We start from the raw sequence: 26,831 nt of genomic DNA on the forward strand, positions 1-26,831 counted from the left end.
TAACCTTCCTAATATAAAAGGTTACCCAGTTTGGCAGGGTCGATGATCCTGATCTTACCTTCCTTGATCTCCACCAGTTTCTCCGATTTGAAGTCACTCAATGTGCGGATAAGGGATTCTGTAGCAGTGCCTACATATTGCGCAATATCTTCCCTGGAAATATCGATGGGGCTACCACCTGTATCCTTATTGAACTTATTATGGATATCGATCAATGCCTTGGCCACCCGCTTCCTGAGGGAATCATAGGCCAGGTGCAATAGACGCTCTTCCTTCTCCTTCACATCGCGGGTGATGAGCTTAATAAACTTAGAGGCAATGGTCAGGTCCTGGTAAACGGCCTGCAGGAAATCATCCTTACTGATAAGGACCAACTCCGCATCTTCCAGCACTTCTGCCGTATCCTCATATGTAGTGTTCTCCAGCAAGGCGAGGTAACCAAAATAATCCCCGGGGCTATACAGGTTGGTGATATATTCCTTCCCGTCCTCATTCATCTTGTAGCTCTTCACCTTGCCGCTTTTCAGGTAGTACAGGTATTTGGGCCTTTTGCCTTCAGAATACACCTGCTGCCGCCTGGCCAGTAATTCCGTATCGTACTGCTCCAGGTCAAGGCTGATCAAACCCGACTGCTTCAGGTCTTTCATCAGTTCACTCACCCCCTTATCATCCCCGGCATATTTCTGCTGAAGGATATCCTGCTTTTTCAGCCTGATCTCAATGGCGTTCAGTAATTCGATGTCATCAAATGGTTTGGTGATAAAATCGTCAGCCCCCATTTCCATCCCCTTCCTGAAATCGCTGCGGTCAACCTTTGCGGTCAGGAAAATAAAGGGGATATGCTCGGTCCCGGGATTCTTCCTCAGCAGGTGCAGTACTCCATAGCCATCCAGTTCCGGCATCATGATATCACAAACGATGAGGTCGGGTTTTTCCGCCAATGCCAGCTCAACCCCACGTTTACCGTTCTCGGCCGTAAAAGTATCGTATCCACCCAGGGAAAGTATCTCAGCAATATTCTCCCGGATTTCATTATGGTCATCGATGATCAGGATTCTTTTCATAAGAGCAAATAAAAGGATTCAATAAAGTTAAACAAAGACATGATGCCTGCACCTCCCTGAATGAGAAAAATCATAACCAGGTTTGAGAAGGGTCAATCCCTGCCCAATATACGGCAACTACTTTAGCCGCAAATTTTTTACGAGTGCCTACAGTTGTGAACAGACAAACCAAGTGCTACCATTGCGGGGAAGACTGTGAGGAAGGAAAGATCGTACTTGCGGAGAAGCAATTTTGCTGCGAAGGATGCAAAACGGTATTCCAGATCCTGAATGAGAACGGCCTTTGCGACTATTATGACCTCAACAATAATCCCGGTCAAAGCCTGCGGGTGCAGGTGAGGAAGGATAAGTTCTCCTTCCTCGACGATGAAAAGATCATTGGCCAGTTGATCCAGTTCCGCAATGAAGGGCAAATCCATATCACCCTTTACTTACCCCATATCCATTGCTCCTCCTGCCTCTATTTGCTGGAACACCTGAACAAGATCAACCCGGGGGTGATCAAGACCACGGTGAACTTCACCCGAAAAGAGCTCTCGGTGATCTTTGACCACAAGAAAATATCCCTGCGCCAATTGGCCGAATTGCTTACCAGTATAGGGTATGAACCCTATATCTCACTCAACAACCTAGGTGGGAAAAAGCCCAGGGTACCCCGCACCCTCATCTACCAACTGGGGGTTGCAGGATTTTGCTTCGCGAACATCATGCTGTTGAGCTTCCCGGAATACCTGGGACTGGAAGCCGCCGAGAAGCACCTCCAGTATGCCTTTCGCTATATTAACCTGGTGCTGGCCTTACCGGTCCTGTTGTTCAGCGCCTTACCCTTTTATGAATCGGCCTGGAAAAGCCTGCAGCACAAATTCCTGAATATTGATGCGCCTATCGTTTTGGCCATCTGGGTCACCTTCTTCAGGAGCGTGGTGGAGGTATTTACCGATACCGGAGGCGGTTACTTCGATTCCTTTTCCGGGATCGTGTTCTTCATGCTGATCGGAAGGGTATTGCAGGATAAGACCTACCAGCAACTCTCTTTCGAGCGTGACTATACTTCCTATTTCCCGATTGCCGTTACCGTACTGAAGGAGGAAAAGGAAGTGCCCACCGCCCTGCCGGATATCAAACCGGGCGACACCCTCCTAATCCATAATGAGGAACTCGTACCTGCAGATGGCATCCTGACCAGGGGAAAGGCCTTTATTGATTATAGTTTTGTTACAGGGGAATCCCTGCCGGTACTGAAGGAAATGGGCGAGATCATCTATGCCGGGGGAAAGCAGACCGGTGGGAATATGGAACTCCTGGTGGTAAAGGAAGTTTCCCAAAGCTACCTCACCAAGCTGTGGAATAAGGATGAAGGAAAGATCACCGGTGAGAAGGGACAGTCCTTTGTGCACCTGCTGAGCCAATACTTTACCTATATCGTATTGGCCATTGCATTGGCCACAGCAGCCTATTGGTATTTCAATGACCAGTCCAGGCTATGGCCTGCCGTTACCGCCATCCTCATTATCGCTTGTCCATGCGCGTTACTGTTGTCCAATAGTTTCACCAATGGCAATATCCTGCGCATCCTTAGCCGTAACAAGCTTTACCTGAGGAATGCCCAAACCATTGAGGAGCTGGCCATGGTGAACCATATCGTATTCGATAAAACAGGCACCCTTACCACTACACGCCAGCATGATATCGTTTTTGAAGGCGAGCCCTTGAATGGTGAAGCCATCCATGCCATCGCCGCTTTGGCTGCACAGTCCTCCCACCCCCTTAGTAAAGGACTGGTGAGGCATTTGGGAAGGAATAAACTGACCGTGCAGGCCTTCAGGGAAGAAACCGGCAGGGGAATTGAAGGCTTTATCAACGGCGACCTATATGCGCTGGGCTCGAGAGAATTCATTACCGGCCAGGCTAACCAAACTGGGGGAACAAGGGTATATATAGCAAGGGAGGGCAGGTGCCTGGGCTATTTCAGCTTTAAGAACCATTACCGCAATGATGTCAACCACCTGCTGGGGGAACTCAGGGGCAACTATCCATTAGCTGTGATCTCCGGTGATAATGCGGCTGAAAGGATGAGCCTTCAGCAACTGGCCGGGAAAAATACCACCTTGCTGTTCAACCAGCAACCCCACGATAAACTGGCCTTTATCAGTGCCTTACAGGAAAACGGTAAGAAAGTGATGATGGTGGGTGATGGCCTGAACGATGCCATCGCCATGCAGCAGGCCAATGTGGGCATCGCCATGGCGGAGGACACCAATACGTTTACGCCTGCCAGTGATGGCATCCTGGAATCTACCCAGCTCGGCAAGCTCCATAAGTTCATCCAGCTCTGCAAAGCCAACAAACAGATCGTACTGGCCAGTTTTGTAATGAGCATTGTCTATAATATCATAGGGCTATACTTCGCTGTGCAGGGCAATCTATCCCCATTGATTGCAGCCATCCTGATGCCTTCCAGTTCACTCAGCATCATCCTGCTGACTTATGGAAGCAGCAGCGCAGTGGCCAAATGGCTTCGGTTATGAGCAGCTGTTAAACCTTTGCAAGACAATGCTTAAACAGCTTCATATTCAATGTTTTCCTTAATGATAAAAATCACCATTAGCTCTGAGTACAGTCATGTTAATGTCATGCCACCAAAAATACTTTTACAAAAATTTATCAAATGGGTGTAATAGTGCTCCTGCTTATCGCCAGCATCTCCGTGGCAGCCATCTTCCTGGTTGCCTTTATCTGGAGCGTCAAAAGCGGGCAATACGATGATGAATTCTCACCTCCGGTAAGAATGCTATTTGATGATAAACCCAAGACCAATTCCAACCAATAAATCCTTCAAACAGTCACGTATATGACCATTGAAAAGTTCAGTTACGACAACAAGATTGTCAAGTGGTTTGCCTTTGCTACCATCCTTTGGGGAATAGTGGGCATGCTGGCCGGCCTTTGGGCGGCTATTGCCATGTACTATCCCGGCATCAACTTAAACTACGCCCCTACCACCTTTGGCCGGATGCGACCCGTCCACACCAATGCGGTGATCTTCGCCTTCGTTGGTAACGGTATTTTCATGGGCGTTTACTACTCCTTGCAGCGCCTCTGTAAGGCCAGGATGTTTAGCGACCTGCTGAGCAAACTGCATTTCTGGGGCTGGCAGCTGATCATCGTTTCCGCAGCCCTGACCCTCTGGGCCGGTTATACTACCGGTAAGGAATATGCGGAGCTGGAATGGCCCATCGATATCGCCATTACCCTGGTATGGGTGATCTTCGGTGTGAACATGTTCGGTACCATCCTGAAGCGCCGCGAGAGCCATTTGTATGTTGCCATTTGGTTCTATATCGCTACATGGGTAACTGTTGCGATGCTCCATATTGTCAACTCCTTTGAGGTGCCGGTACACTTCCTGAAGAGCTATAGCTGGTATGCCGGCGTGCAGGACGCCCTGGTGCAGTGGTGGTATGGTCACAATGCCGTGGCCTTCTTCCTGACCACTCCCTACCTCGGATTGATGTACTATTTCCTGCCCAAGGTGGCTAACCGTCCGGTCTATTCCTACCGGTTGTCCATCATCCACTTCTGGGCATTGATCTTTATCTATATCTGGGCTGGTCCGCACCACCTGTTGTACACAGCCCTTCCCGACTGGGCACAGTCGCTGGGTGTGGTATTCTCCGTAATGCTGATCGCGCCATCATGGGGCGGTATGCTGAACGGCCTGTTCACCCTGCGTGGCGCCTGGGATAAAGTACGTGAAGAACCTGTATTGAAGTTCCTGGTGGTGGCTATCACCTGTTATGGTATGGCCACTTTCGAAGGCCCCATGCTGAGCCTGAAGAATGTAAACGCCATCTCCCACTTCACTGACTGGACCATTGCCCACGTACATATTGGTGCACTTGGCTGGAATGGTTTCCTCACCTTCGGTATCCTTTATTGGCTGGTACCTAAAATGTGGAACACTTCACTGTACTCCAAAAAACTGGCCGGCACCCACTTCTGGATCGGCACCATTGGTATTGTGTTGTACGCGATCCCCATGTACTGGGCTGGATTTACCCAGAGCATGATGTGGAAGCAGTTCACAGAGGAAGGCCAATTGAAGTTCCAGTTCCTGGAAACGGTTACCCATATTGTTCCGCTCTATGCAACAAGGAGTATTGGTGGTACCCTCTACCTCATCGGTGCGTTGATCATGGGCTACAACCTGTACAAGACCATTGGCCAGGGAAGTTTCGTAGCCAATGAAGAAGCCGAAGCAGCGCCACTGCCCAAGGAGATCCATGCCCATGGCAAGGAACACTGGCATCGCTGGATCGAAAAGCGTCCTGTACAAATGCTGGTGTACTCTTTCATTGCGGTTGCCATAGGTGGTGTCCTCGAGTTCGTACCTACCTTCCTGGTGAAGAGCAACGTACCTACCATCAGCAGTGTGAAGCCTTATACCCCGCTAGAATTGCATGGTCGCGATATCTATATCCGCGAAGGTTGCTATACCTGTCACTCCCAGATGGTCCGTCCATTCCGCGATGAGGTAGCGCGTTACGGTGAATACTCCAAGGCCGGTGAGTTCGTGTACGATCACCCCTTCCAATGGGGTTCCAAGCGTACGGGTCCGGACCTGGCACGTGAAGGCGGCAAGTATCCTGATAGCTGGCATTACAACCACATGCTGGAACCACAGGTAATGAGTCCGGGATCCATCATGCCTTCCTATCCCTGGTTGTTCGATAATAAGATCGATACGGCAAAGACCCCTGCTATGATCAGGGCCATGCAGACCTTGGGCGTTCCTTACGAGGAAGGCTATGCGGAAAGGGCCAATGCCGACCTGATGAACCAGGCCAATGGCATCAGGCTGAGCCTGAAGATGGAAAAGATCGAAACTGCCAAAGACCAGGAGATCATTGCCATGATCGCCTACCTGCAAAGGCTGGGTAAGGACATTAAAGCAGCCAAGGTTGCAGAAAAGTAAACAGCCATCCGGATGCTGTCCGGCTATGGTCAACTAATACAAACTACCTGATATGAAATTCATCAACTATCTCGAAAAGATCTCCGGTGTGAGCATTTACGGATTAAGCTCCCTATTGATCTTCGGTACCTTTTTCCTCCTGATGCTGATCTGGGTGATCAAGGCCGACAAGAAACTGATCGATGAAATCAGCCATATTCCCTTAGACTAATCAACCGCTTAAGGTAACCCTCAAAACAACCTGTATGTTTTTTCCCGATAAAGTAAAGGTTATGATGCAACCAACCGGAAGAGTGGCGATCCTGATGACCGCCCTGCTAACCGGCACCTTGCCAGTATGGGCAAAAGGTGCAGCCGGTCCCCCTCCTCCTGATGCCCTGGAGAACCCGATGGCCCTGACATTGCTGGTCATTATCGCTGTACTGGCGCTGGTGATCGCCATGCTTGCCTATGTGGTGACAGGCGCGGCAGGAGTATTCATTGCCAAATTCAGAAAAGAAAGGTCAGGCGCCACACCAGCAGCCATGATCATTGGCCTGCTCCTGCTGGCAGGACCTGCAGCATTCGCGCAGGATACAGCAGCCAGCTCCGAAGCAGTGAGCAGTGTGATTGCGGGTCTTGACAAATCCACTTTCTACATGCTCCTTGGTGTGATCGCCGTTGAGATCATTGCTATCCTTTACCTGCTTTACAACCTCCAATTACTGATCAGGCAGGATAAGGCTAAAGCGGTTACCGAAGAAGAGAAAGCCGCGGAAGCCACAAAAGCTGCAGCACCCAGGGAGAGTTGGTGGGATAAGTTCAACAAGTTCAAACCTGTTGAGGAAGAAGCAGACATTGACCTGGGCCATAACTACGATGGCATCCGTGAATTGGACAACCGTCTTCCACCCTGGTGGCTTTATGGTTTCTATCTATGTATCATCTTCGCTGCCATCTACCTGTGGCGTTACCATGTTTCCCATACGGCGCCTTCCAGCCAGGAAGAATACGAGATGGCCATGGCAAAGGCTGAACTGGAAAAAGAAGAATACCTGAAGAAGGCAGCCAATAAGGTGGATGAAAATACCGTTGCCATGATGGATGCATCAGGTGTTGCAGCAGGACAGGGTATTTACATCACCAACTGTGCCGCTTGTCATGGTAAACTGGGTGAAGGTGGTGTTGGTCCCAACCTGACCGACGATTATTGGTTGCACGGTGGTAAGATCAATGATGTATTCAAGACCATTAAATACGGTGTGCCAGAAAAAGGGATGAAGAGCTGGAAAGATGATTTCAGCCCCACACAGATCGCACAGTTGTCCAGCTTTATCAAATCACTCTACGGTACCAACCCGCCTAATGCCAAGGAAAAGCAGGGCGAACTCTATACCGAAGGTAGCGCTGCACCTAAAAGCGATTCAACTGCAACAACAGCCCAGGCCAAGGATAGTACTGCGGTAACCATGGCCAATTAATGACAAACAGCTGATACCTCATGAATCCAGATGAAAAAGTTCTAGCATACATTGACAAGGAAGCGGAAAGTTTCCGGGACCGGATCGCAACAGTGGATGCCAAAGGCAAAAGGAACTGGATCTATGCCCAGCAGCCAAGGGGAAGGTTCACCAATATGCGCACTTATGTGAGCTGGTTGTTCTTTGTGATCTTCCTTGCTCTGCCATTTATCCATATCAATGGCAGGCCCTTATTCCTGTTCAATATCCCGGAAGCCAAGTTCATCCTCTTTGGGAAGGTGTTCTGGCCGCAGGACTTTTTCATCTTCGGTCTGACGATGATCGCCTTTGTGATCTTTATCGTCCTCTTTACAGCAGCATTCGGCCGTTTGTTCTGCGGATGGGTTTGCCCACAGACCGTCTTTATGGAAATGGTCTTCCGCAAAATTGAATATGCCATCGAAGGCGACGCCTCCAGCCAGAAGCTGTTGGCCAAAGCGCCCTGGAATACTGATAAAATAGTGAAGAAGACCACTAAACATGTGGTCTTCTTCCTGCTTTCCTTCATCATTGCCAATTTCTTCCTCTCCTATATCATCGGCATCAAGGAACTATGGAAGATCATCACGGAACCAATAGACCAGCATTTTGTAGGATTCCTTTCCATTTTCGTTTTCTCCGGGGTCTTCTACGCTGTATATGCATTCTTCCGTGAGCAGGCCTGTACCGTTGTTTGTCCTTATGGCCGCTTGCAGGGCGTACTGCTCGACCGCAATTCCATGATCGTAGCCTACGATTACAAGCGCGGCGAACCCAGGGGTAAACTCAAAAAGAAAGAAGAGGAACACCTGGGTGATTGTATCGATTGCCTGCAATGCGTGAAGGTTTGCCCAACCGGGATCGATATAAGGAATGGCACCCAGTTGGAATGCGTAAACTGTACTGCCTGCATCGATGCCTGTGATGCCATCATGGACAAGATCGGAAGGCCACAGGGCCTGATCCGTTATGCTTCAGAGAATGGCATTGCCAACCGTGAGCCCCTGAAGTACACCACCCGTATGAAGCTGTACTCGGTATTACTAATCGTTCTGCTGGTGATCCTCAGTACCTTGCTGATCACCAGGAAGGATGTGGACGCCACTGTCATGCGCACACCAGGCATGCTTTACCAGGAAAGGGGAACAGACAGTGTTTCCAATTTGTACAATATCAAGGTGGTCAATAAGACCATGGCAGAGATCCCGCTAACAGTAAAGCTCACCCGAAAAGATGGCAAGGTGGAAACCATTGGTAACGGTCCCATCCATGTAAAGGCTGAAGGACAGGGGGCAGGTTCCTTCTTTATTGTACTGCCCAGGAAGGCCATCACCCAAAGGAAAACAACCCTACAGGTAGAGCTGTATGAGGGTGATAAAAAAATAGACCAGATCAAAACAAATTTCATGGGCCCTGTTGCCCCTTAAACAGATGAAAATGCATTTTGGACATAAGATAATACTCAGCTTCGTTGCCTTCGGCGGCATCATGTTCTACCTTGTTTACAGGAGCATGACGACTGAGTTTGAACTGGTATCAAAAGAATACTACAAAGAAGAACTCGCCTACCAGGACGTGATCGATGCCACGCAGAATTCCAATGCACTGAACGGAAAAGTGACGGTAAAGCAGGAGGAAGAACGCATCATGGTAAACCTTCCTGAGGAAATGAAAGGACAAGTGATCAGTGGTGAGCTCTATTTCTATTGTGCGGCCGATTCAAAAAAGGACCGGAAATTCCCGATCCAAACGGATGGCGGCCTGCAACAGGTGGTCCTTGCCGGCAAGCAGGTTCCATCCGGCGCCTATACGGTAAGGATCAGCTGGACCGCGCAGGACAAACCCTATTATTACGAACAATACCTGATGGTTCCATAAAATGAACTGGGATATCATCATAGCGGGGCTCAGCCTGGGTATCATCAGCAGTTTCCACTGTGTGGGAATGTGCGGACCGATCGCCTTTGCCCTCCCCGTTCAACATCTCAGTGCTACAGCAAGGACGATCGCCATCAGCGGCTACCATATGGGAAGGATACTGACCTACTCCCTGATGGGTGCCATTTTTGGGACCATGGGAAGACAGGTTTACCTCGCGGGTTTCCAACGCTGGTTTTCGATCGGGTTGGGTATCACTGTCCTTATGTTGCTGATCCAATACATCAGGGAAAGACAGTCCCTTCAACCCGGGGTGTTGAAAGGGTTCTATAACAAGGTACAATCCTGGATGGGCATATTGCTGAAGGATGGAAGGCCTGTTTCTTTTGCCTTGCTGGGAATGGCTAATGGACTACTACCCTGTGGCATGGTGTACCTTGCGATTGCAGGCGCTTTAAGTACCAACCAGGTAAGTGATGGTATTCTTTTCATGGCCATGTTTGGCACAGGTACCTTACCCGCAATGATGGCATTGAGTTTCTTTGGTTATCTGGCCAGTATCAGCCTGCGTAACAGGATCCGTAACATGATCCCTTATGTAATTGCAATAATGGGCATCCTGCTGATCCTCAGGGGACTGAATCTAGGCATTCCTTTTATCAGCCCGGTTCTGGAATCTGCCCATGGAGAAGCAGTATCCTGCCATTGACCAGGAGGGGCTTATTTCTCCCTGTCGGTATATCCCCATTCTTCCCCTTCTTCCAGTTCCCTCACCTTGACCGATTTATCCTTAAGCACAGTAATTACCAGCCAACCCATTACGAAAGGGGAAAGGGCAAAAAGGAATAGGAGCAATCCCAAACTTGCACCCTGCAGGTGCAAGAAGTTGTAAATAACTGCGAATGCAGTTGCTATAGACGCCACCAAAACACTCCGGTTCATAAACACGGGTTTCCTACTTAACCATCCAGTTATGAAAAATGTTCGTTCCTGGTCAGTTATCGGATGGTTGCAGGGGCAGTTCAACTGTTACCTGGGTACCCTTGTCCAGCTCACTTTCAAAATGGATGCGCCCCTTCAACAGGTCAGTATAGCGTTTCACGATATGCAGCCCGAGGCCGGTGCCCTGGATATTGAAGGCGTTCTTCGCACGGAAGAAACTGCTGAAGAGGTATTCCATGTCTTCCTTCGCCACCCCAATGCCCTGGTCCTGAACTTCCATTAGCAGGTTGGGGGACTTATCATAGATCCTGATACTGATCCGCTTTCCGGGATCAGAGAACTTGATGGCATTGCTGATCAAATTGATCAGGATATGCTTGACCATCCGCTTATCAGTTTCGATAACGGCCTGCCCATTCAGGTTAAGGTCGATCTCCTGGCCTTCTTTCAAATTCATGCGTAATTCTTCCACTACCTCCAGCACCAGGTCACGGATGGGAACCTGCGCCAATTGCACCTGCACTTTTCCTTCTTCCAACTTGCCAAGGGAAAGGAAATCTTCCAGCAAATCATTCAGGTGCTTCACTGCATCCTTGATCCTTCGGATATGTTTGTCCCTTTTGTCCTGGTCTTCGGTATTGCGGTACTTTCCAATAAGCGTGGCAGAGGAAAGTACCGTACTCAATGGGGTACGGAACTCATGGGAAGCCATGGACACAAACCTTGATTTGATCTCATTCAGTTCCTTTTCCTTATTCAGTGCCTCTTCCAATTCCTTTTGCGATCTTTCAAGTTCCCCCAATGCCTCACGCAGTATCAGGGTCCTTTCTTCTACCTTGGTCTCCAGCTCCGTATTGAGCTTTCGAATATCATTGGTCACCTTCTCCAACTGTTCCTTTTGTTGCAACAATTTCTGTTCCGCTTCCTTACGCTGGGTAATGTCAATGATAAAGGCAATGACAAAATGCTCTTTCTTATTATTGAAATGGCTCAGGCTGATCTCAACAGGGAATTCCATACCATCCTTCCTAACGGCATACAGGTCGCGCCCCTGGCCCATCCTCCGGCTACTGGGATGTTTGTAAAAGTCGTTTCGGTATTGATGGTGACGGTCCTGGAAGCGGCCAGGGATCAGCTTTTCGATTGGCGAACCTAATAACTCTGATTTATCATAGCCGAATAACCGCTCCGCCTCGGGATTCACCAGTATGATCTGACCCGATCCGTTGGTCAGCACTATCCCTTCAGTAGCATATTCAAACAATGCATTGATCTGCTTTTCCTCTCCTTCCACCGTTCGATACAGCCGCTTCAGGTAAACCACCAGCATCATGGTCATGATGATGACCACTGCAGAAAACAGGTGCTGTAACAACATGTGGGTAGTGGAAACCGTGTCCTGGGGATAAAATGCAGAAACAATTACCAGTGTAAGACCAGTGAAGCCGAAAATCCTGGTATACAGGTCGTCCTTCAGGAAGATCGTCAAGAGGATGGCAATGATGAAACCGCCATCGAAAAAGCTGAAATCAGGTTGCTGGTACTGCATCACAGCAGTCGCCAGGATCACCACACAACAGAACAGGATAATAGGAAGGGGCCGCTCTTTGAACATGAAGGAAAGTTAGGCAATTATGGGATTTTATGCTCTGCAGGGAAAGAAAATGAAGCCAAAAAATAAAGCCGGCAAAGCTTGGAATCACTTACCGGCATTAACTTTAAGCATGCAACAAAGTCCCGTGTTGGATAATATCCGGAAATACATCAACCTTGATCCTGCAGAGGAACACTATCTCCTTGACAAGGTAACGGAGCGCAGTTTCAGTAAAGGCGAAAGGATCAATGCGGAAGGGGAAGTCAATCGCTACACCAATTATATCGTCAAGGGAAGTGTAAGGGTGTACTATGTTGACCAGGATGGCAATGAACATGTCATTCAATTGGGGATCGCTGACTGGTGGACGGGCGATTATATCAGTTTCATCAGCCAGCAACCGGGCTACCTGAATGTGGAGGCACTGGAACAAACCTTATTATACTCATTTTCCTACGACAACCTGCAGGAGATCTACCGGGAGGTACCTAAGATGGAGCGTTTCTTCAGGCTGTTGGTACAATCGGCCTATGCAGCCTTCCAGAACAGGGTATTACAAAGCTTAAGCATGGACGCAGAGAGCCGCTATATTGCCTTCAGGGAAAAATACCCGGCCATGGACCAGCAGATCTCCCAAAAACATATTGCTTCCTACCTGGGCATGTCGGCAGAATTCCTCAGCAAGGTTAAAAAACGTATCGTCCAGAAAGAGCGTTCCAAAAAGAGGTTACTCTAGAATATTAGGGTCCTGATGAACACCCCTCCTGTGCCAATCACGGCCGGATCAGGCCCATATTCATCAAGGTTTACGGCCAGGCCAAACTGGACATTGGAACGCTCCAATCCCAAACGGAATTGCTGGTAACTCCTGCCATGATGGTAATGATCCCTGCTGGTCATGAACTGCAGCCTGGTATACAATCGGGTTTCGGTACTGAGATTTGGCCGATAAGAAATACTGCCAAATAATTCATAGTTCCCATTCTTCCAGATATCCATCCTTGGCGCCAATACAACCTGCCAGTCCTTTGATAGCTTCATGAACTGCAGCGCCAGGGAAGGCCTGAATTTAGTGGCATTGGTGTAAAAGCCCCCACCCATCAGACTAAAGGAGGAGTTCAACCTGTACGTGACATAGAACTGGTTCATCAGTTCATCAGAAAGACCCAGCTTGCCCGAAGGCTTCTCATAACGGGTGATGATGTTGGCAATATGCATCCAACCGAAGGGGCTTTTCTTTACAAATGATCGACCTACCACATGCTGGTATTGGAAATACTGGTCAAGCACAGTGGCTTCAACAGGAATAGGCTGGGCCTTTGCAAGGGTTGTACAACCTAACACTACAAATAAGAATAGAAACGATTTCATAAAAAAGGTTTAATGGTTAATGGGATCAGTGAACCCTGTGCAAAAGTGAAAAACCTGAAGAACCCAAAAATTGAACTAGTTCATTTTTCCGGGCCTGGTGATGAACCACATTTGTGTTCCAAAACACAAAAACCTTTTTTTATGAAACAGAACTCCACCTACATCAACGGCCCTGAAGTGGCTGGAACGATTCTTCGGTTAACCATGGCCGCTATACTCTTCCCACATGGCAGCCAATTATTACTTGGCTGGTTCGGCGGCTACGGATTCCAGGGCACCATGAATTATTTTACACAGGTTGTAGGCCTGCCATGGATCCTTGGTTTCCTGGTTATCCTGCTGCAATTCTTTGGCGCTATCCTGCTTTTCACCGGACTGGCGACAAGACTAGTTGCCATTTCGGTTGTCTTTATGTTCATGGGCATGATCGTTACCAGCCATGCAGAATATGGCTTCTTCATGAACTGGTCAGGACAGCAGGCTGGGGAAGGCTATGAGTACCATATCCTGGTGATCGGGATGGCCATCGCCCTACTCTTCACCGGCTCGGGTAAATACGCGGTTGACAATCTGGTTAAGGCTAAAATTTCAACTAAAAACCAGTAACATGAAAAAGATCCTGGTTATTTCAGCCCATCCCAATATCAGCTATTCCACAGCCAACCGGGTGATCCTGGAAGAACTGGCCAACCATGACCATGTTGAGGTAATGGATATCATGAAGAACTACCCGGATGGCCAGATAGACATTGCATTCGAGCAAAAGATACTGGAAGAAGCGGATGCGCTGGTGATCCAATCGCCGATGATCTGGTACAACCTCCCCTCCCATGCCAGGAACTGGCTGGAAAAGGTGATGGCCTATGGTTATGCGCATGGCCCCGGGGGCGACCGGTTGAAACAGAAACCGGTACTGTTATCCTTTACCCTGGGTGGCAGCAGGGAAGCTTATACACGGGAGGGCCTCCACGGCAACCCGGTTGAGCATTTCCTCCTTCCTACCCTGCAACTGTTCCGCTATTGCGGGGCCAATGTATTGCCGCCTCTCTACAGTTATAGCATGTCGGCCTACGACCCGGCAGAACAATCAAAGGTTGAAAAAGCTGCCAGGGAACAAGCCAGGCAGATTCTGGAACAGCTGGAAATCTTTGCCTTCCAGGCCAACTGAAGGGTGGGAAGGGTTGAATAGTCAGCTCTAGCCCTGATTTTCTACCTTTGCGGCATGCGAATAGATATTATTACGGTGATCCCGGAGTTGCTGGAAAGCCCGCTCAACCATTCCATCATGAAAAGGGCACAGGCCAAAGGGCTGCTGGAAGTGCATGTACACCACCTGAGGCAATGGGCAGTGAATGAATATGGACAGGTTGATGATTACCAGTATGGCGGCGGTGCAGGGATGGTAATGATGTGTGAGCCCCTGGCCAATGCTATCGACAGCCTTTCCAGGGACAGGAAATATGATGCTATCATTTACATGACACCGGATGGGAAGCGATTCGAGCAGAAAACAGCCAATACCCTGAGCCTCTATGAAAACCTGCTGATCATCTGTGGGCATTATAAGGGCATAGACCAACGGATCAGGGACCATTATGTTACCATGGAGATCTCGATCGGCGATTATGTACTGAGTGGTGGGGAACTGGCCGCGGCGGTAGTGGTGGATGCAGTAGGTAGGCTGATCCCGGGCGTATTGAACGATGAAACATCAGCCCTGACCGATTCCTTCCAGGACAATTTACTGGCGCCTCCTGTTTATACGAGGCCAGTAGATTTCAGGGGCTGGAAAGTTCCGGATATCCTGCTTTGCGGCGACCCGAAAAAAGTGGAAGAATGGCGCTATAATGAAGCGGTAAAAAGGACAGAGGAAAGAAGGCCTGACCTTTTAGAGATGTAGGAAAAAGGAAGACTATTCAAACAGTCCTGGCAATGGTTGCCTGACTGATAAAAAGAAATGGCTTGAAAGGGTTTACTACCCTTCAAGCCATTCTCATTTATTTTAGAACTGTTACTGATCAATGCCTTACCAAAAGTTTCTTCCTGGTTGATTCGCCCCTGGAATTCCCTATCAACAATTCATACATGCCTGTAGGCAAATTAGCGGAAGGCACCCTGGTGGTTGTTCCGGAAAGCTTACCCTTGAGTACCAATCTGCCGGCAGGATCATACAGCTGGTAATCCAAATCAGCCGACCACGCATCGCCCGGAACTTCAATATAAAACGCCTGGCTAGCCGGATTGGGATAAACTTTTGGAGCAGTGGTCAGCATAGTCTCTGAAACTTTTTCATCATTGCGACGGGATGAAGTGACGTCGGAAACCTTACAATCCATCTCTCCCAAATCAACAGCAACCTGGTAACCAAATGAACCACCAAGGGATCTAAAGCCAACACAAACCAGGTCCTTTGATAGGATTGAGGCATTGGCTATCGCACCCAACAAGTCCCCGCCAAATGGGTCAAAATGGAAGGAATCATCCAAACTACCATCGGGCAGCAAACGTAAAACGGAAGTAGCGGAAGTCGTTCCGGCAGCCACTGCCAGGTAGCCAGACAGGAGGATCTTGCCATCATCCTGCACTTCCATACTCCTAGCACCGCTATACAGATAAGCATTGTCAGCGCCAAGTCTTACAAAACCATCCGTACCAAAACCCTTATCGATACGGCCATCACATAATAACCTTGTCGCCGCCATCCAACTCTGGAATTCATGCGGGGAAGTTTCACCCCCTATCAATATTCTTTTCTGGTCATCAATGATCATATCACAGGCAAAAGTCCGGGCTGACCCTAGTGATGCCGGCGCGACACCATTGGTGCCAAAACCCTTAACCAACGAACCATTACAATCAAACTTGAAAACATAGGTTATTGGTCCGGAGCTCAAAAAACCTTCTGAAACAAGGGCTAATATGTTACCCTCATTATCAATAGTGAGGGCCTGGCAATCGTTATTGAGGGTATGGTAATCAACTTCAACAATTCCTGAAGTCCCAAAATACTTATCAGGTTTTCCATTAGCATGGTACCTGGCCAGGATCACATCGAACTCATTGGCATAATCACCTTCCCCACCCTGAACATAAGATTGTGTAGTGACCAGTATCTTCCCATCTTTTTGCAAAGCCAACTTACCACCGCCATAGATATTCCTGCCAAAATCTGTTATAAGTACACCTGTTCCATTGAATGATGGATCAGGATTTCCATCCGGTAATAGCCTTATGAGGAAGCTTTTGTTAACCGTTCCCTTGGTTAGTTTACCATACAAGATGATCTTTTTGTCCTTCTGGACAACAATCTGATCGGCATAGTAGGATTCAGCATTTATCCTGACAGGTAAAAAACCATGGTCGCCGAAAGTTGGATCGGTCTTGCCATTTTTAAAAAACCTGGATAGCACCACCTGGTCCCCTGATGCCGTCATGGTTGTTCCGAGTACAAGGTATTTCTGCATTCCCTGCTCGGCGATAGCATTCCACTGAAGTTGGGCAACCCGATAAAATCCAGCCCAATATCCAGTACCCAAAAAAGAAAGATCTTTCTCACCTGATGACCGGTAAACCACTACAGCAAAGTTCCTGGAATAACCCAAAAGTGGCGAAGCAATAAGGATCTTACCACCATGCCCCACAGTAATAGCAGCAACATATAAAATACCCTCACCAAAATCAGTTTGCTCCCCATTACCGTTAAAGCCCTGATCCAACTCACCATTTAAATTGAACCTCCTGAGAACCATATTCCGGTCAGGTCCGGACCATGACCCGAATGCACCAATATATTTTCCATCAGGCTGGTGAATACCTTCAATGCCAATAGATGCGGGATACAAGTCATTGATCTTATAACCTGTGCCGAACCATTGCGTATCAAGTGCCCCATAAGTTTTCAGGTAAATAAATAACGGATAAACGTATCCATTTTGACTTGTCTCCCCAGCCAGGAATATCCTCCCATATGGATTAATGTATGCAGATGAAATAGTGAAAAACATATTCCCTACCGACAATTCCCTATAACCATCCTGATCAAAATTCATATCCGGCTTACCATTGTTCCACATTCGCATCAGGACAGCTAGATTGCTCCCATCCGAATGTAGAAAACCAGTGGCAGCAAACAAAAATTTCCCGCCAGGATAATTTTGCAGGATCAAGGGCTTGTAGCTTAAATAACCATCAATGGTCTTTTGGAACCAACCATTTTCCCCAAAGTCCTGGTCAATCATCCCGGAAGGATCCAACTTCGTTAACAAGACCTGTGAGCCCCCATTGCCTTTGAATGCAGCAAGGATATGGCCATCCGGCTGCAACAAAAGCGTAACGTCCGATGCATTGAAAGCAGTCAGGTCATTCAGGTAAAACAAACCATGTTCACCATAATTGCGTTCCATCTTCCCATTGGGTTTTACCCGGACAACAACATATTTATCTATCCCAAAATCATTCATTAAACCGATCAGAATAACCTCTCCATTTTTTAAACAAACAAATTTTGCATCGCGGATGGGCAAGGGTTCGGAATATCCCTTTTCCCCAAAACCATTGAGCATTTTTCCATCGAGGGTTCTTTTACCTAAAATGGTATAACCCCCGACTTCAATTCCAACAACAAGTCCAGAAGGTGCGGTAACAATCTGGGTGATCTTGACCCCATATGGGTTGCTTGACTGGGGATAATCAGTCAGTACAACCCCATGCTTACCAAATGCATGATCCAATTGACCAGGCTGGGAAAGGACCAGGCTACCACAAAATATTGTAGTAATGAAAAGAAATAACTTTTTCATATTAATAGAGATAAGGTTTAACAATAAGATGCATCATGAACGATCAGTTCACCTTAGCTATGGCGGATGCGTAGAAAGGAATGGAGAATGCAGGAACACCTGTACAGTTTTAAGGGTTTAATGCATGCAGGTGTGGATGATGCTACAATCAGGTGAGGAAACGGAACAGAGTGGGTGGAAATACGGCTACCCCAATTTACGAAAAATCAACAGGCAATTCATCATGGCCTTGTCTCCATTCTTGACCAAAATCGCAACCAACTAAGTGCTAACCTTTATCCGCCTGCCACTCCATGTAAATAAATTCAGAATATTTTTTGGTGATTTCAAAACATTAGTAAATTAGTGATTGTTGAAACTTTGATTCAAAATTGCCACCCCAAGGGCCACCCGATTCTCCCATTTTAGCCCGAAGGCTGGTAAGGCTCAAATTACCCTTTGCATCAACATGACCATTTAAACCAAACTGTGTCAACCAGATAGGCTTTGATCTTTCGGGCAGGTTCTGTTATGTGATTATTATCACATGTTTTCTGGAGGGATTGTCGTAAATTATTTATTTAATAACGATTGCAAAAGCTTTAGCAGATGCCATGTCATCCTAAGGTTGAAGGGTGTATGCCCTGCCATGAAGAAAGAAAGCCATCCCGTGGCAAGAAGAAAGGCCTTGGCCTCTTTTCAGGGATCATTTTAGCTGTTCTTCCCAAATGTCCATTTTGCTTCGTTGCATTTTCCAGCACCCTTGTCCTCTGTGGTAAAGGAGAGACTATTGACCGATCTATTACCCACTCCTCTACCCCAACCATCCTATTCGCATCTGTCTTTAGTTTACTGGCAATAGTGAGTATTGCCTTAAGCTATAAGGACTCCCGTACCCGCTATGCCTTATTGGCGGCCATAGGCGGCGCTGCCTGTGTGTTGACGAGTGTGTTGTTAACAGGAGGCGAACCGCTCTATTACATTGGAGTGCTAATGATAATGGGGGCTGTGGCCATCAACATGCGCAGGTTTCGATTATTGGAAAGGATGAACGATTGGTTTCGCGGAAGAACGATGAAGAAACTAGCCTGACCCGTTCAGGCCCAATATATGCTAGTTGCATAAAACGGTTTTGAATCAACATCTAAACAGCTAAAACTAAAGCCATGATCCCGCAGTCATTCCAGTATGAATCACCAGGCTCCCTGTCTGAAGCCATCGCTATGCTTCAGCAGTATGGAGAGGACGCAAAGATCCTGTCGGGGGGACACAGCCTGATCCCCATGATGAAGCTCCGGTTTGCCACGCCCGAGTACCTGATCGATATCAATGGTATTCCCGGTCTTTCCTTTATTAAGGAAGAAAACGGCATCCTCAGGATCGGCGCCCTTACCAGGGAAGCAGACCTTGAACATTCTGATTTTTTGAAGAAGAAATTCCCCATCTTCTCCGATGCCACCAAACTTATCGCAGACCCGCAGGTTCGCAACATGGGAACCATCGGTGGCAATATCGCCCACGGCGATGCTGCCAATGACCATCCCGCTGTGATGCTGGCACTCAATGCAACCATCGTGGCAACAGGTCCCGATGGCGAAAGGGAGATCCCCATTGATGAATTCTTCTTCGGATTCTACATGACTGCATTACAACACGGGGAGATCCTCACCGAGATCAGGATACCCGTTCCTCCTTCAGGAACCGGGAACGCCTACTACAAAATGGAAAGGAAGGTAGGCGACTATGCCACTGCAGGGGTTGCTGTACAGATCACCCTGGACGACAATGGCGTGGTGACCGCTGCCGGTATCGGCCTGACCAATGTGAACCCTGTTCCCCTGCGTGCTGCGAGGTCTGAACAGGCGCTGATCGGCAAGCCTCTTAGCGAGGCAAGCATCAATGAGGCAGCCCAATATGCTTCCGAGGATTGCAATCCTTCTTCGGACCTGCGCGGCAGCGAAGAATACAAAAGATCGATCGTGGGCACACTGGTCAAACGCATGATCCACCAGGCTGTCAACAGGGCAAACAATTAATCAACCTTCTAAACCAAACGTGATATGTTAAAACAAATAACAGTAACCGTAAACGGTGTCCAACACACACTTGAGGTGGAACCCCGCTTACTGTTGGTCCATATGATCAGGGAAGTCCTGAATCTAACGGGTACGCACATAGGATGTGACACGTCAAGTTGCGGTGCCTGCACCATCCTGCTCGATGGAAAGTCTATTAAGTCCTGTACGGTATTAGCCGTCCAGGCCAATGGAAAGTCCATTACCACCATTGAGGGTGTGGCACAAAATGGTGAATTATCGCCACTGCAGGAAGGTTTCAAGGAGAACCATGGACTTCATTGCGGATTCTGTACACCTGGGATGATCCTGCGCGCTACAGAACTCCTGGCCAACAATCCCAATCCAACGGAAGAGGAGATCCGGTGGGGTATTGCGGGTAACCTATGCCGCTGCACGGGCTATAATAATATTGTGAAAGCCATTCAATATGCCGGCGCAAAAATGCGTGGCGATGAACTGCCTTCCACCGAACCCGAATTCGTATAAACCCATTCAAAAAACGATTCAATTGTTTGCAATATGATTCAATGTAAAACATCAAAAGAGATCGGCGGCATGGGTCACTCCCTCAAAAGGAAGGAGGACATTCGCTTCATCCAGGGCAAAGGCCACTATGTGGATGATGTGAAACTGCCCGGCATGTTGTATATGGACATAGTAAGAAGTCCCTATGCCTATGCCAAGATCAAGAAGATCAATATTGAAGAAGCCATGAAGGTTCCCGGCGTAGTAGCCGTGGTGACCGGAAAGGACCTTGAAAAATACAACCTGCACTGGATGCCTACCCTGATGTCGGACACCCAAATGGTGTTGCCTACCGACACAGTAATGTACCAGGCACAGGAAGTAGCTGCCGTGATCGCTACCAGCAAGTATGCCGCCCGTGATGGCCGAGAAGCCGTAAAGGTGGAATACGAACCCATGAAGCCCGTGATCGATCCCTTCAAATCACTGGATCCTGGTGCGCCCGTGCTGCGCAGCGACAAGGAAGGCAAGAAGGATAACCATATCTGGCATTGGGAAGTGGGCGACAAGAACAAGACCGATGATGTGTTCGCCAAGGCCGAAGTGGTCGTGAAGGAACAGATGCATATCCCCCGTATCCACGTGGCCTCTATTGAGACCTGTGGTTGTGTGGCCGATTACGATAAGGTGAACAACCACCTCACCATGTACATGACCACCCAGGCGCCACACGCCATCCGCACGGTGATCGCGTTGGTAGCAGGGCATGTTGGCCTCACAGAAGAAAAGATCAGGGTGATCTCCCCTGATATAGGCGGAGGCTTTGGCGGTAAAGTACCGGTATACCCGGGCTATGTGATCGCTATCGCGGTTTCATTCCTTGTTGGAAAACCAGTGAAGTGGATCGAAGACAGGAGCGAGAACCTGCAAGCCGATTCCTTTGCCCGCGATTACCATATCACGGCAGAGATGGCCGGTACCAAGGACGGTAAGATCCTGGCCACCCGATTCAAGATATTGGCTGACCATGGTTACACTGATGCCTCGGCCAACCCCTCCAAATTCCCGACAGGAATGTTCTCCGTCGCCACGGGTTCTTACGATTACGACACCACCTATATGGAATGTGATGCCGTATATACCAACAAGCCGCCAGGGGGTGTTGCCTACCGTTGTTCTTTCCGCGTAACCGAGGCAGTGCATGCCATTGAGCGCATCACCGACCGCTATGCATTGGAGATCGGAAAAGATCCGGCAGAACTGCGTTTGCAGAACTTTATCAAGAAAGAAGACTTCCCCTGGAAATCGCCAACGGGATGGATCTATGATAGTGGTGATTACCACAAAGGCTTGCTGAAAGCCATGGATACCGTCAACTACCACCAGCTTCGCGCCGAACAGGCAGAAAAAAGGAAGCGCGGGGAACTGATGGGGATTGGTATCTCCACCTTCACTGAGATCGTTGGTGCAGGACCTTCAAAGGATTTTGATATCCTGGGCATCAAGATGTTCGACAGTGCCGAAATCCGTGTTCACCCAACAGGAAAGGCCATCGCCCGCTTCGGTACCAAGTCACAGGGACAGGGCCACGAGACTACCTATGCGCAGATCATCGCTGAGGAACTGGGCATACCGGCTGAGAACATCCAGATCGAAGAAGGGGATACCGATACCGCACCATACGGACTGGGTACCTATGCTTCCCGAAGCACCCCAACAGCAGGTGCAGCTGCGGCTGTGGCTGCCCGCAAGTTGAGGGATAAGGCCAGGAAGATCGCGGCCTACCTGCTCGAAGTGAGCGAGGACGACCTGGAATGGGAACCCGGTAAGTTCTTTGTAAAGGGCGCGCCGGAGAAGTCCAAGACCATCCAGGAGATCGTGTTCGCTTCTTATACCAACCACCCGCCGGGCATGGAAGCAGGCTTTGAAGCAACCCATTACTACGATCCGCCAAACCTCACCTTCCCTTCAGGTGCCTATATCTGCGTGGTGGATATTGACAAGGAAACCGGTGCCATACATGTAAGGCGTTTCGTTGCCATCGATGACTGCGGAAATATCATCAACCCGATGATCGTACAAGGACAGGTACATGGAGGCTTAACGCAAGGCATCGCCCCTGCCATGTATGAGGAACTCATCTACGATGAAGCAGGCAATATCCTGAATGGAACCTTCATGGATTACCTTGTACCAACAGCAGTTGAATCACCCAAGTGGGAAACCGGTCATACCGTTACCCCATCGCCCCACCATCCGATCGGAGCCAAGGGCGTAGGTGAGTCACCAACAGTAGGTGCGCCTCCTGCCATTGCCAATGCCATCGTTGATGCGTTGAGTCCGTATGGCATCACCCACCTGGATATCCCGATCACACCGTTCAAGGTGTGGAAGGCATTGAAGGAGAAGGGGGTGGTGTGAACATGTGGACATGTGGAAATGTGAAAATGTGGAAATGTGGACATTACGTCAACCAGTGAGGAGCTGAGAACATCAGCCTACGCTGAAGCTTCGGCGGACGAGTGTGGAAATGTGACTTTTTCGCTAATCAGGGAAAGAAGAGTATGTCCACCATATGGCAGCTCATGAATTGAAAAACCATAGCCGGGTCTGGTATCTGGACCCGGCTTTATTTCGAAATGATAGTAAACACTTAAAAATGACAACGACAATAACCAAATCATTCCATGTAGAGCATCCGATAGATGCTGTTTGGAATAACCTGACCAACCCGACACAGGTAGTGACCTGCGTACCCGGTGCATCGTTGACCGAGCAGATCGACAACGACAATTACAAGGGCGAAGTGGAGTTGAAGTTTGGACCGGTAAAGGCCAAATATGATGGATTGATCACTTTCCTGGAAAGGGATGCTGCCACTAAGAAAATGTCGCTCAAGGGAACCGGTACGGATAGCAAAGGAAAGGGCGGTGCCGATATGAAAATGGATGGCCAGCTCACCGAAAAAGATGGTGGCACCGATGTGAATGTGACCATGGAAGTGAATGTGACCGGCATGATGGCACAGTTCGGTTCAAGGCTTATCAATGACGTTTCCAACCAGGTATTCGACCAGTTCGTCAACAACTTCAAAAAGCAATTGTCAGGAGAGCAGGTGGATAACACCCTCAGTGCCGGCTCCATGGTGGGCGGCATGATCAAGGGACTGTTTGGTGGCAAAAAATAAACCCAGTGAAAACAATCCATTCCCAACAGGAGATCATTGAAGCGCTGGATAGGATGAACTATGTGGCAGATGATGCATTTGCCACATCCCTCTTCCTCATGCTGAAACTGCAAAAACCATTATTACTCGAAGGTCCTCCCGGTGTGGGCAAGACAGAAGTGGCCCATGCCCTGGCCAGGATACTGGACACCAAACTGATCCGCCTGCAGTGCTATGAGGGACTCGATATCAATGCAGCGGTATACGAATGGAACTACCAGAAACAATTGCTCGGCATCAAACTCCAGGAAGGCACTACCCTTTCCATCGAGGAGAAGGAAAAGCATATATTCAGTCATGAATACCTGCTGAAGCGACCCTTACTGGAATCCATAACCGAATTGTACCAGTCGCCCGTACTGTTGATCGATGAGCTGGACCGTTCCGATGAAGAGTTTGAAGCCTTCCTGCTGGAATTGCTTTCTGCCTTCCAGATCAGTATCCCGGAAATGGGAACCATCAAGGCTGAACATAAACCCTTTGTGATCCTTACGTCTAACCGTACCCGCGAGTTAAGCGATGCCCTGAAAAGAAGGTGCCTCTATTACTGGATCGATTATCCTGATCTGGCACTGGAAATGCAGATCGTTCAAAAGCACCTCCCCGGCATAGAAGCCACCTTACTGGAACAGGTTGTGGGTTGTGTGCAGCAATTCCGCCAGAAAAAGCTGGCGAAAACACCGGGGGTATCGGAGACCATCGACTGGGCACAATCATTGATGACACTGGGTTACAGGGAGTTGAACCAAAAAGCATTTGACCAGACATTGGGCTCCATACTTAAGTCAACAGACGATATCAACCAGGTAAAAGCGGAAGGGCTGGAAAGCTTTATCCGCTGACACCCATAACCGACCATGAAACAACAGGCCTACCAAACCGCTAGCATTACCGAAGGCATCGTGGCTTTTACCCATTTTGCCAGGAGTCATGGTTTGAATGTGGGCCTTCCGGAGACCAGGGATGCCTTGCTCGCTGCTGACCTGGGACTATTGACCAACAGGGAGCATTTCAAGAACGCTTTGAAAAGCATCTTCTGCAAATCGCCGGAAGAATGCAAAAGTTTTGAAAAGCTATTCCTTTTGTTCTGGGATACCAATCCCATCGACCTGCAGGAAAGGAAGGGCAAGACCTCGGTACAGGGTGTGGTGGAGAAGAAGACCAATGCCACACTGGTGATGCTGGGCAGGGGTAACCAACAGGAGGAGGAGTCATCCGCGAAGAACGTGAGTGGCGCCAATGAAAAGGAACGCCTGAAGCGAACAGACCTTGCCAGTGTGAAGGAAACCGATGCAGAACAACTGGAAGCCATCGCCAGGAAACTCTTCCGGGAAATGGCCGTGAGGATGAGGAGGAGGATGAAGAACTCGACCAGGAAAGGAAGGATCAACCTGCGGCGCACCATCCGGCACAGCATAAGTTTTGGTGGCGAGCCGATGGAATTGTTCAGGAAGTCACAAAAGCCCAAAAAGCAAAGACTGATCGTGCTGCTGGATGTCAGCGGCTCCATGGATAAATACAGTTTTTACCTGCTGCGGTTCATCTGTGCACTAAAGGAGCATTTCCGGCAATTGGAAGCCTTCCTGTTCAGCACCTCCCTGCTTCGGGTGACCAAGGCCCTGCAATTGAACAGGATAGACCAGATATTGCAGACGGTATCCGCACAGGCAGAGCATTGGTCGGGAGGCACCAGGATAGGTAGTTGCCTGCATGATTTCAATGAACGCTATGGAAAGCTCCTCTTGAATGGCTCACCGATCGTACTGATACTGAGTGATGGATTGGATACCGGAACACCGGAGGAACTGCAAAAGGAAATGAAATTTATCAAAGGGAAGGCCAGGAAGGTCATCTGGCTGAACCCCCTGAAGGGTATGAAAGGTTATGCCCCCATTGCGAAAGGAATGAGCGCTGCGCTCCCATCGATCGACGACTTTCGCTCGGCACATAACCTGGAAAGTTTGCTGGAACTAGAAAATATTTTACAAGATGCTTGAGGTATTCTTAGAAAAAGGACAGGAACTGAGGAAAAGGAATGAACCCTTTGCCATCGCCGTAGTGGTGCGAAGGGAAGCACCCAGCAGCGGCAAAACAGGTGATAAGGCCATAATCAATAAATTTGGCGAGATCATCGGCTGGGTGGGAGGAGGCTGTGTCCGTGCCATCATCATCAAGGAAGCGGAAGATGCCATGAAGAGCGGCAAGGCCCGGCTCGTGCGAATTGGAAAAACCCTCAACCATTCCCAACAGGAAGGCGTTATGGAATATAAAATGACTTGTCAGAGTGAAGGCCTGGTGGAAGTGTTCATAGAACCCGTTCTGCCCCCGCCCCATATTGTGGTAATGGGAAAGACCGCAATTGCCAAGGCATTGGTGAAACTGGCCAAAATCTCGGGTTTCAGGGTTACAGCAGTAGCTCCTGATATCAAGCCTGACACATTCGACAAGGTAGATGAACTGATCACCCAATACAACCTGAAGCAGGTGAACACCACGGCTGCAAGCAGTATTGTGGTGGCCACGCAGGGCGACCAGGACGAGACAGCCTTACAAGAAGCCTTGGGCAAAACCTCCTGCTACGTAGGATTTGTATCGAGCAAGAAAAAGGGCAGCAAGGTCATGGACTACCTGAAAGATGCCGGGGTTGATCCCGCGCGCGTCGCAGCGGTAAAGTCCCCTGCGGGAATTGATATCAACGCCAAGAGCCCGGAAGAAGTGGCGATCAGTATCCTGGCCGAGATCATCCAGGTGAAGAGCCAGGCACCCGGTGCTTCAGGGTTTACTATGTTCGACACCACGAGGGAAGAAGCGGGTAAGCCCAAATTCTATATCAACCCTGTCTGCGGCGTTCCGGTGGATATCAATAGTCCCAAGCACGTGATCGATTATAAAGGGGAAAAAGTGTATTTCTGTTGTGATGGATGCAAAGTGAAGTTTGAGCAGGACCCGGAAAAATATATGCATAAGGCAAAAGCCTGAGAG

General features: G+C 48.8%; 25 protein-coding genes. 20 read left to right on the forward strand and 5 right to left on the reverse strand.

Features of this window, described 5'->3' with window-relative positions; all coding sequences use genetic code 11:
* Window positions 1-8: 8 nt before the first annotated feature.
* The gene (locus KJS94_RS09365; protein ID WP_214447488.1) at window positions 9-1,064 is read right to left on the reverse strand and encodes a response regulator; all 1,056 of its coding nucleotides are present in this window, start codon (window positions 1,062-1,064) and stop codon (window positions 9-11) included.
* Between the two features lie 143 nt (window positions 1,065-1,207).
* On the opposite strand from KJS94_RS09365, the gene KJS94_RS09370 reads away from it, so the two are divergent.
* From KJS94_RS09370 to KJS94_RS09405, 8 genes are all read left to right on the forward strand, one after another.
* The gene (locus KJS94_RS09370; protein ID WP_214447487.1) at window positions 1,208-3,592 is read left to right on the forward strand and encodes a heavy metal translocating P-type ATPase; all 2,385 of its coding nucleotides are present in this window, start codon (window positions 1,208-1,210) and stop codon (window positions 3,590-3,592) included.
* A 140-nt stretch (window positions 3,593-3,732) separates the two neighbouring features.
* Complete coding sequence (ccoS, locus tag KJS94_RS09375) at window positions 3,733-3,894, forward strand: cbb3-type cytochrome oxidase assembly protein CcoS (protein WP_214447486.1); 162 nt, start codon at window positions 3,733-3,735, stop codon at window positions 3,892-3,894.
* Window positions 3,895-3,915: 21 nt separating this feature from the next.
* The gene (ccoN, locus tag KJS94_RS09380; RefSeq protein ID WP_214447485.1) at window positions 3,916-6,039 is read left to right on the forward strand and encodes a cytochrome-c oxidase, cbb3-type subunit I; all 2,124 of its coding nucleotides are present in this window, start codon (window positions 3,916-3,918) and stop codon (window positions 6,037-6,039) included.
* 52 nt (window positions 6,040-6,091) lie between these two features.
* Entirely contained in the window at window positions 6,092-6,250 is a 159-nt protein-coding gene (locus KJS94_RS09385; protein ID WP_214447484.1) for a CcoQ/FixQ family Cbb3-type cytochrome c oxidase assembly chaperone, read from the forward strand.
* A 61-nt stretch (window positions 6,251-6,311) separates the two neighbouring features.
* Window positions 6,312-7,499 (forward strand): cbb3-type cytochrome c oxidase N-terminal domain-containing protein, encoded by a 1,188-nt coding sequence (locus KJS94_RS09390; protein ID WP_214447483.1) that lies wholly within the window; start codon window positions 6,312-6,314, stop codon window positions 7,497-7,499.
* A 20-nt stretch (window positions 7,500-7,519) separates the two neighbouring features.
* Window positions 7,520-8,944 carry a cytochrome c oxidase accessory protein CcoG gene (gene ccoG, locus KJS94_RS09395; RefSeq protein ID WP_214447482.1) on the forward strand — a complete coding sequence of 475 codons (1,425 nt, stop codon included), beginning with the start codon at window positions 7,520-7,522 and terminating at the stop codon, window positions 8,942-8,944.
* Window positions 8,945-8,954: 10 nt separating this feature from the next.
* A complete protein-coding gene (locus tag KJS94_RS09400) occupies window positions 8,955-9,395 on the forward strand; it encodes a FixH family protein (RefSeq protein WP_214447481.1) in 441 nt (146 codons plus the stop codon).
* A 1-nt stretch (window position 9,396) separates the two neighbouring features.
* Window positions 9,397-10,104 carry a sulfite exporter TauE/SafE family protein gene (locus tag KJS94_RS09405; RefSeq protein WP_214447480.1) on the forward strand — a complete coding sequence of 236 codons (708 nt, stop codon included), beginning with the start codon at window positions 9,397-9,399 and terminating at the stop codon, window positions 10,102-10,104.
* An 11-nt stretch (window positions 10,105-10,115) separates the two neighbouring features.
* Here KJS94_RS09405 and KJS94_RS09410 read toward each other — a convergent pair whose 3' ends face one another.
* Both KJS94_RS09410 and KJS94_RS09415 read right to left on the reverse strand, forming a co-directional pair.
* Window positions 10,116-10,337: a hypothetical protein gene (locus tag KJS94_RS09410; protein WP_214447479.1), complete on the reverse strand. Its 222-nt coding sequence runs from the start codon at window positions 10,335-10,337 to the stop codon at window positions 10,116-10,118.
* A 52-nt stretch (window positions 10,338-10,389) separates the two neighbouring features.
* Window positions 10,390-11,952, reverse strand: coding sequence for a sensor histidine kinase (locus KJS94_RS09415; protein WP_239804357.1), 1,563 nt, complete (start codon window positions 11,950-11,952; stop codon window positions 10,390-10,392).
* A 109-nt stretch (window positions 11,953-12,061) separates the two neighbouring features.
* Between KJS94_RS09415 and KJS94_RS09420 the strand changes: the two genes are divergently transcribed.
* On the forward strand, window positions 12,062-12,667 hold the full coding sequence (locus tag KJS94_RS09420) for a Crp/Fnr family transcriptional regulator (protein ID WP_214447478.1): 606 nt from the start codon (window positions 12,062-12,064) through the stop codon (window positions 12,665-12,667).
* Here KJS94_RS09420 and KJS94_RS09425 read toward each other — a convergent pair.
* Window positions 12,664-13,302, reverse strand: coding sequence for a hypothetical protein (locus KJS94_RS09425; protein ID WP_214447477.1), 639 nt, complete (start codon window positions 13,300-13,302; stop codon window positions 12,664-12,666). The two genes, KJS94_RS09420 and KJS94_RS09425, sit on opposite strands and share 4 nt — an antisense overlap.
* A gap of 141 nt (window positions 13,303-13,443) precedes the next feature.
* Here KJS94_RS09425 and KJS94_RS09430 point away from each other — a divergent pair, with 141 nt between their 5' ends.
* Genes KJS94_RS09430 through trmD form a run of 3 tightly spaced genes read left to right on the forward strand, consistent with a single transcriptional unit; the run spans window position 13,444 to window position 15,202 of the window.
* Window positions 13,444-13,908, forward strand: a complete 465-nt coding sequence (locus tag KJS94_RS09430) for a DoxX family protein (RefSeq protein ID WP_214447476.1) — start codon at window positions 13,444-13,446, stop codon at window positions 13,906-13,908.
* A gap of 1 nt (window position 13,909) precedes the next feature.
* Window positions 13,910-14,470 (forward strand): NAD(P)H-dependent oxidoreductase, encoded by a 561-nt coding sequence (locus KJS94_RS09435; protein WP_214447475.1) that lies wholly within the window; start codon window positions 13,910-13,912, stop codon window positions 14,468-14,470.
* A gap of 54 nt (window positions 14,471-14,524) precedes the next feature.
* Window positions 14,525-15,202: a tRNA (guanosine(37)-N1)-methyltransferase TrmD gene (trmD, locus tag KJS94_RS09440; RefSeq protein ID WP_214447474.1), complete on the forward strand. Its 678-nt coding sequence runs from the start codon at window positions 14,525-14,527 to the stop codon at window positions 15,200-15,202.
* A 118-nt stretch (window positions 15,203-15,320) separates the two neighbouring features.
* Here trmD and KJS94_RS09445 read toward each other — a convergent pair whose 3' ends face one another.
* Window positions 15,321-18,101 carry a T9SS type A sorting domain-containing protein gene (locus KJS94_RS09445; RefSeq protein WP_214447473.1) on the reverse strand — a complete coding sequence of 927 codons (2,781 nt, stop codon included), beginning with the start codon at window positions 18,099-18,101 and terminating at the stop codon, window positions 15,321-15,323.
* 588 nt (window positions 18,102-18,689) lie between these two features.
* Here KJS94_RS09445 and KJS94_RS09450 point away from each other — a divergent pair.
* The 8 genes from KJS94_RS09450 (at window position 18,690) to KJS94_RS09485 (ending at window position 26,828) form a co-directional block, all read left to right on the forward strand.
* Complete coding sequence (locus KJS94_RS09450; protein WP_214447472.1) at window positions 18,690-19,172, forward strand: hypothetical protein; 483 nt, start codon at window positions 18,690-18,692, stop codon at window positions 19,170-19,172.
* A 74-nt stretch (window positions 19,173-19,246) separates the two neighbouring features.
* Window positions 19,247-20,116 carry an FAD binding domain-containing protein gene (locus KJS94_RS09455; RefSeq protein ID WP_214447471.1) on the forward strand — a complete coding sequence of 290 codons (870 nt, stop codon included), beginning with the start codon at window positions 19,247-19,249 and terminating at the stop codon, window positions 20,114-20,116.
* 24 nt (window positions 20,117-20,140) lie between these two features.
* Window positions 20,141-20,644: a (2Fe-2S)-binding protein gene (locus KJS94_RS09460; protein ID WP_214447470.1), complete on the forward strand. Its 504-nt coding sequence runs from the start codon at window positions 20,141-20,143 to the stop codon at window positions 20,642-20,644.
* Between the two features lie 33 nt (window positions 20,645-20,677).
* The gene (locus KJS94_RS09465; protein WP_214447469.1) at window positions 20,678-23,044 is read left to right on the forward strand and encodes an aerobic carbon-monoxide dehydrogenase large subunit; all 2,367 of its coding nucleotides are present in this window, start codon (window positions 20,678-20,680) and stop codon (window positions 23,042-23,044) included.
* A gap of 238 nt (window positions 23,045-23,282) precedes the next feature.
* Window positions 23,283-23,810, forward strand: coding sequence for an SRPBCC family protein (locus tag KJS94_RS09470; RefSeq protein WP_214447468.1), 528 nt, complete (start codon window positions 23,283-23,285; stop codon window positions 23,808-23,810).
* Between the two features lie 5 nt (window positions 23,811-23,815).
* The gene (locus KJS94_RS09475; RefSeq protein WP_214447467.1) at window positions 23,816-24,691 is read left to right on the forward strand and encodes an AAA family ATPase; all 876 of its coding nucleotides are present in this window, start codon (window positions 23,816-23,818) and stop codon (window positions 24,689-24,691) included.
* Between the two features lie 15 nt (window positions 24,692-24,706).
* A complete protein-coding gene (locus KJS94_RS09480; RefSeq protein WP_214447466.1) occupies window positions 24,707-25,846 on the forward strand; it encodes a vWA domain-containing protein in 1,140 nt (379 codons plus the stop codon).
* Window positions 25,839-26,828: an XdhC family protein gene (locus KJS94_RS09485; RefSeq protein WP_214447465.1), complete on the forward strand. Its 990-nt coding sequence runs from the start codon at window positions 25,839-25,841 to the stop codon at window positions 26,826-26,828. The genes KJS94_RS09480 and KJS94_RS09485 overlap by 8 nt, the downstream gene beginning before the upstream one ends.
* Window positions 26,829-26,831 lie beyond the last annotated feature (3 nt).

Origin of the sequence: Flavihumibacter rivuli (assembly GCF_018595685.2) — a bacterium.
Classification (GTDB): domain Bacteria; phylum Bacteroidota; class Bacteroidia; order Chitinophagales; family Chitinophagaceae; genus Flavihumibacter; species Flavihumibacter rivuli.